At 57.1% G+C, this 6,170-nt stretch carries 8 protein-coding genes; 2 read left to right on the top strand and 6 right to left on the bottom strand.

Annotated features, from left to right (window positions below; translation table 11 throughout):
• The coding region (locus VEG30_16060) for a DNA-formamidopyrimidine glycosylase family protein (GenBank protein HXZ81444.1) at window positions 1–184 on the bottom strand (184 nt) is incomplete at its 3' end.
• Window positions 185–473: 289 nt separating this feature from the next.
• Between VEG30_16060 and VEG30_16055 the strand changes: the two genes are divergently transcribed.
• Together VEG30_16055 and VEG30_16050 are read left to right on the top strand one after the other, a co-directional pair.
• Window positions 474–1,838 carry an adenylosuccinate synthase gene (locus VEG30_16055; GenBank protein ID HXZ81443.1) on the top strand — a complete coding sequence of 455 codons (1,365 nt, stop codon included), beginning with the start codon at window positions 474–476 and terminating at the stop codon, window positions 1,836–1,838.
• Window positions 1,839–1,941: 103 nt separating this feature from the next.
• Complete coding sequence (locus tag VEG30_16050; GenBank protein HXZ81442.1) at window positions 1,942–2,229, top strand: putative quinol monooxygenase; 288 nt, start codon at window positions 1,942–1,944, stop codon at window positions 2,227–2,229.
• A gap of 552 nt (window positions 2,230–2,781) precedes the next feature.
• Here VEG30_16050 and VEG30_16045 read toward each other — a convergent pair.
• The 5 genes from VEG30_16045 to sucC form a co-directional block, all read right to left on the bottom strand.
• The gene (locus tag VEG30_16045) at window positions 2,782–2,970 is read right to left on the bottom strand and encodes a 4-oxalocrotonate tautomerase family protein (GenBank protein ID HXZ81441.1); all 189 of its coding nucleotides are present in this window, start codon (window positions 2,968–2,970) and stop codon (window positions 2,782–2,784) included.
• A 2-nt stretch (window positions 2,971–2,972) separates the two neighbouring features.
• Window positions 2,973–3,398: a nucleoside-diphosphate kinase gene (ndk, locus tag VEG30_16040; GenBank protein HXZ81440.1), complete on the bottom strand. Its 426-nt coding sequence runs from the start codon at window positions 3,396–3,398 to the stop codon at window positions 2,973–2,975.
• A 173-nt stretch (window positions 3,399–3,571) separates the two neighbouring features.
• Window positions 3,572–4,453: a succinate--CoA ligase subunit alpha gene (sucD, locus tag VEG30_16035; GenBank protein HXZ81439.1), complete on the bottom strand. Its 882-nt coding sequence runs from the start codon at window positions 4,451–4,453 to the stop codon at window positions 3,572–3,574.
• A gap of 39 nt (window positions 4,454–4,492) precedes the next feature.
• A complete protein-coding gene (locus tag VEG30_16030) occupies window positions 4,493–4,834 on the bottom strand; it encodes a VOC family protein (protein HXZ81438.1) in 342 nt (113 codons plus the stop codon).
• 7 nt (window positions 4,835–4,841) lie between these two features.
• Window positions 4,842–6,017 (bottom strand): ADP-forming succinate--CoA ligase subunit beta, encoded by a 1,176-nt coding sequence (gene sucC / locus VEG30_16025; protein ID HXZ81437.1) that lies wholly within the window; start codon window positions 6,015–6,017, stop codon window positions 4,842–4,844.
• Between the last annotated feature and the right edge of the window lie 153 nt (window positions 6,018–6,170).

Below are 6,170 nucleotides of genomic sequence, written 5' to 3'. Positions count from 1 at the left end.
CCAGATGCTTTCCCACCCTCCGCACACCGGCGATCTGCGCCCCCTCCAGCACCGAGACAATGTCCGCCGCTGGTGACTTCAGCGGCTCCAGTTTCTCGCCGATCCACACCGATTCGATCACGTCACCCCTAACCCGCCGTCCCAGGCTGCGCGCGATGGTTTCCACCTCGGGAAGTTCAGGCATATAGACAGTCTAACCAAACGCACAAGATCCTGAGGGTGCCCCATCCTGGCCTGCTTTTGGCTAGGGTGGGAGGTCGAGGCGCATCCTCGACGGAGTGCTGCCCTGACTAGCTCATCTCGACCCAATGGTAGCTCTTGATCGGATTGCCCCTCCGCTTACCCCAAGGTAGAATGATCCGTACACAGCCTGTACGATTTCCCGTTCCCCGTAATTCAGACGCTTTCTCGCAATCTTCGGGTTCGCTGTGTGCAATCCGCCAGCCCAGTGCTGGACGTGTGTGGAGTGTGCCGTGAATCGAGGCAGGACTGCGGTTATCGTCGGCGCCCAATGGGGCGACGAGGGCAAGGGCAAGATCGTCGATTACCTCTCGGACCATTACAGCCTGGTCGCCCGTTACGCCGGCGGCCACAACGCCGGTCACACCGTAACCATCGATGGCAAGAAATTCATTTTGCAACTCGTGCCCTGCGGCATTCTGCGCCCCGGCAGCAAAGCTGTGATTGGCAATGGTGTCGTCCTCGATCCCTTCGCGCTTCTGAAAGAAATCCGCATGCTGCGCGATGCCGGAGTACAAGTCGATGGCAACCTGTTTGTCAGCAACCGCGCCCAGGTCATTCTTCCCTATCACCGCATGATCGAGTTGGCCTCGGAAAATGCTCCCGGACGCGTGAAGATCGGCACCACTTCGCGCGGCATCGGTCCTGCCTACGAAGACAAGATGGGACGCCGCGGCCTGCGCGTGGCCGATCTGCTCGATCACGAGCTGATGAAGAAGCACATCGAGAACGCTGTCTACGAGAAGAACACCATCGTTCACGCCCTGTTCAACTCCGAGCCCCTGGATGCGGGAGAAATCTATCGCGAATACGAGAAGGCTGCTGAGCAGGTTCGTCCCTTCGTCGCAGACACGGCCGCGCTGCTCAACCACGCAATCGCGCGCGGCGAATCTGTCATGTTCGAGGGCGCGCAGGGCACCATGCTCGATATCGATCACGGCACCTATCCCTTCGTGACTTCTTCCAGCGCCACTTCCGGCGGCGCCGTCACCGGCACCGGAGTTCCTCCAACCTGGATCGATACGGTGGTCGGTGTGACCAAGGCGTATTGCACCCGGGTCGGCGAGGGTCCCTTCCCCACCGAGCTGCCCGATCAGGCTGGCGAAGAGCTTCGCCGCCGTGGCAATGAATTCGGAGCTGTCACCGGACGTCCGCGCCGTACCGGCTGGCTCGACCTGGCGCTATTGCGCTACTCCGCCATGATCAATGGAATTTCCTGGCTGGTGGTAACCAAGCTCGACGTGCTCGATCATCTGGCAGAGATTCCCGTTTGCGTGGGCTACAAGATCGGTGGCAAAAAGACCTCGGAAATCCCCGCTCAGGCCAGCGGCTACGACAAAATCGAGTGTCTTTACCAGACGCTTCCCGGCTGGCAGAAATCTACTTCCGGCATCAATCGCTTCGACAAGCTGCCGCCAAAAGCCCGGGAGTATCTTGCCTTTATTGAGAAGCAGGTGGGCGCCAGCATCGGCATGGTTTCCACTGGGCCAGATCGTGAGCAAACCATGCTGGTGGGAGATTTCGCTTCCGTTCTCCCCGAACGCATCGCAGCGGAAGAGGCAATCCAGCCCCGGCGTGCCGCGCGGGCCGCACGTTGAAGACTCTGTCTTTCGGCGTCGTCACCACAAGTCTGTCATCCGAGCAAGGACGCAGCGAAGCAATCCGCGTCCACATGCGCGTTTTTTCCAAGGAGGACATCACATGCTCGTGCTGGCCGTAACCTGGATGGCGCACCCGGGCCAGGAAGCAAAGGTCTCAGAGACCTTTCTTCGTCTGCAAGCCGACGCCCGCCGCGAGCCCGGTTGCCGCATGTTCGTCGCGCATCAGCACACGACGGAGCCGCGCCGCTTCTTTGTCTACGAGCAATATGACGACGAGGCTGCCTTGCAAGCTCACCGCGCCTCGCCTTATTTTCAGGAATACGTCCTCAAACAGCTCCCAGCGATTGCCGACCGCCTCCAGGGAGATTTGTACAAGCCGATAGAGTGACAGAAGACGCGCCTTGGACTTCCCACCTTGGGAGTCTTGGGCTGGACACGCTGTTACCAACCTTGTTGTCAATACCCCTTCCCCGCGCTAATTTGCCCCAACCTGCTGATTGCGGGACAAATAGATCTCGCCCAGCAATGTCCCATTTTGCCTGCCCGGTTTGCTATTCTGAAAATAGAGTTGGCGTCAGCGTGGTTCTTAATTCTCCATCAGCTCTCGGAAAACCGACGGCTGATTGCCTTCTTCTTATAAGTCTTGACTCAAGCGGAACTTACGGCCATTTGGCTGGTTTTTTTGTAAGTAACTGAAAATGCTGGTTTTAGTACGTCGACTTAAGTCCTTTGTTATGCGGAAGTTACCTCTAAGTCCTTTGTTTGCCGGTTCAGGCAAAAAAAAATGAGTGAAGATCCCGCATAGCTGCCCCAGCTTCGCTCGCGGGTGCCCATTCCTTTGATATTCAGCAAGGGGGTAGGGAGAGGGGGTTAATCAATCAGTAAACTCCTGGGTGGCCCACCCTTTCGCCTGCTTTTGGCGAAGGGTGGGGAGAACAGCTCATTTCTTATCGACCACCAGCACCCCGGCGCGGGCATAGCTGTCACGCTCCACGTCCACGAACGTGATGCTGATCGCCTCCTTGGCAGCTTGCGCTTCCTCCACCAGCACATCGGTGATGCGCGCAGCGATCTTACGCTTCTGATCGGTGGTGCGTCCCTTCAGCAGTGTTATCTGAACGTGCGGCATGGTTATTTCGCCAATTCACAGCCGGCAAAGAAGTAGCTCAGCTCGAAGCGTGCCGTGTCGTCGGCATCGGAACCGTGCACGGCATTCTTCTCGATGTTCGAAGCCCACTTCTTGCGGATCGTCCCCTCGGCGGCATGCGCCGGATTAGTCGCGCCCATCAGGTCGCGCCAGTTCTTGATGGCGTCATCTCTTTCCAGCGCCATCACCACAATCGGTCCGCTGGACATGAATTCGGTCAGCGAGTCAAAGAATGGCTTTCCGGCGTGAACCGCATAGAAGCCTTCTGCCTGATGCTTGTTGATGTGCAGCATCTTCATCCCGATGATGCGGAAGCCATGACTTTCGATGGTGTGAAGAATGTCGCCGATGGCCTTACGGTGAACTGCGTCAGGTTTGATGATGGCAAGCGTACGTTCTAAAGTCCTCATGGATCCTTTCGTTCTTTAAGAAAGCAATGAATTAATCGTACGGACAAAAACACTAGGTCTTTCGATTCGGACGGGGATCGTTATTCCCCGTCCTCGCTCAAGATGACAGGGCGTGGGCTGACTACTGATTGCTGACTACTGGTTACTGACTACTGATTACTGCCTGCTTATTCTCACCGTGCTGCCACACCCAGTACTTCCGCCACCAGTTCTCCAATTACCGCAGGCGTCCTGGCTACACGAATGCCGGCGGCTTCCAGCGCCTTTACCTTTTCGGAAGCAGTTCCGTGGCCACCGGAAATGATGGCGCCCGCGTGACCCATTCTTCGTCCCGGCGGGGCCGTCTGCCCGGCAATGAAAGAAACCACCGGCTTGCGAACATTCCCGCGAATGTATTCGGCGGCGGTCTCTTCCGCATTGCCTCCAATCTCCCCGATCATCACGATGGCTTCCGTCTGCCGATCTTTATTGAACAACTCCAGCGCATCCACAAAATTGGTTCCAATGATCGGATCGCCGCCAATCCCGATCGCCGTGGATTGCCCAATTCCTCTCTGTGAGAGCTGGTAAACCGCTTCATAGGTCAGGGTGCCGGAGCGTGACACAATGCCCACGCTACCCTCGCGATGGATGTGTCCGGGCATAATTCCAATCTTGCATTTGCCGGGAGAAATAATGCCTGGGCAATTCGGGCCGATCAGCCGTGCTCGCCGATCCTGCAGGTAATTCCAGACGCGCAGCATGTCCAGCGTGGGCACTCCTTCGGTAATGCAGACAATCAATTCGATCTCCGCATCGGCTGCCTCCATGATGGCGTCGGCCGCGAACGCCGGCGGAACAAAAATCATGCTGGCGTCTGCTCCCGTCTTGTCCACCGCTTCCTGCACAGTATTAAAGACGGGAAAGCCTTCATGAACAGTGCCACCCTTGCCCGGCGTTACTCCGCCAACAATTTTAGTTCCGTAAGCGGCACATGCCTTGGCGTGGAAGGTGCCTTCCTTGCCAGTCAGGCCCTGCACAATGACTTTTGTATTTTGATCGACGAGTACGCTCATAAAGTTGGCCTCATGGACGGCCGCGGGTTGCTTGGGTTTCTACTCAGCATAAACTCCGATGGTGTTTCCTTCCGGATCAGCAAACCAGCCGAACGTGCCTCCGCCTCCGGGAACCGGCAATGGGCCCATCAACTTTTTTCCGCCCAGGCTTTCGGCTTTATTCAAAGCAGCTGCCACATCCTCCACCATCACGTAAAAGATTGTGTACGGATGCGGCTCGTGACCGGGCGAATGAAGGTGCCCTCCCACATCATCACCGGTGCGGAGCATGGCCTGGTCGCCCTTCTGCTCGATCTTCCAGTCAAAGACCTGCGAGTAGAAACGCGCTGCTTTGGCGCGGTCGCGGCAGCCAATTTCGAAATGACAGATTTTATTGGTCACATTCGCCTCATGCTGCTTTCGCAGCCGCCACTACTCTTTCCGCGGCGTCCTTCATCGTGTCGGCCACTGTGAAGTTCAACCCGGATTCCTTCAGAATTTGACGCCCCTCTTCAACATTGGTGCCTTCCAGCCGCAGCACGATCGGCAACTGGATATTCGTCTTTCTTGCGGCGGCCACCACGCCATTGGCCAGTGTGTCCACCCGTAATATGCCTCCGAAAATATTGATCAGCACGGCACGCACGTTCTTGTCGCTAAGCAGAATTTCAAAAGCGTGGGTCACCTGCTCCTCATTTGCCCCGCCGCCTACATCCAGAAAGTTCGCCGGCATCCCGCCTGCGAATTGGATGATGTCCATGGTCGCCATCGCCAGTCCCGCGCCATTCACCATGCATCCCACGTTGCCGTCCAGCTTGATGTAGTTCAGCCCGTACTTCGAGGCTTCGACTTCCAGCGGATCTTCTTCGGTAATATCCCGGAACTCGCGGATGTCTTTGTGCCGGTACAACGCGTTGTCGTCGAAGTTCACCTTGGCATCGAGCGCGAACAGGCGGCCATCTAAGGTAGTAATCAGCGGATTGATCTCTACGAGCGAAGCATCCGTATCCACATAAGCTTTGTACAGAGCGGTCAGCAGCGTCACCGCCTGATTCACTTCTGCGCCCTTCAATCCCAGCCAGAAAGCGATCTTGCGCGCCTGAAAGGGCTGCAGGCCCGCACCAAAATCCACGTACTCTTTCAGGATGGCATCAGGATTTTCCGCTGCTACCTGCTCAATTTCCATCCCACCGGCAGCCGATGCCATGATCACCAGCTTTGCTTCGGCGCGATCCAGCAGCATCCCGAGATAGAGTTCGCGGGCGATCGGTAATGTCTCTTCTACCAGCAACCGTCGCACAATCCGCCCCTCGGGCCCAGTCTGATGCGTCACCAGCCGCATACCCAGCATCCGCGTGGCGAGGTCGCCAGCTTCCGCCACAGATTTCGCAATCTTGACCCCGCCCCCCTTTCCGCGGCCGCCGGCATGAATCTGTGCTTTGACAACTACACCGGTGGCGCCCTCGGAGAACAGCCTTTTGGCGATAATCTCCACCTCTTCGCGCGATGCCGCCATTTCTCCGCGCGGCACCGCAACCCCATACTTCGACAAAATCGACTTCGCCTGATATTCGTGAATTTTCATGCGGATGGTCCGGATCTGGTTTCTACAGCCGCTTTAACGCCGATGAGACGAAACTCGTGATTGTATAAGACGGCGCGGGACGCGGCAAACCATTCGCATCTGCCCGGCCTTTGTGATTAAGCGGCGCATTCCCAACCTGAATCACGTCAGCGA

It is taken from the genome of Terriglobales bacterium (genome assembly GCA_035624455.1).
Classification (GTDB): Bacteria; Acidobacteriota; Terriglobia; order Terriglobales; family Acidobacteriaceae; genus DASPRM01.
The sequence above is the reverse complement of the archived record's forward strand: the minus strand, read 5'-3'. Positions and strand labels throughout refer to the sequence as shown.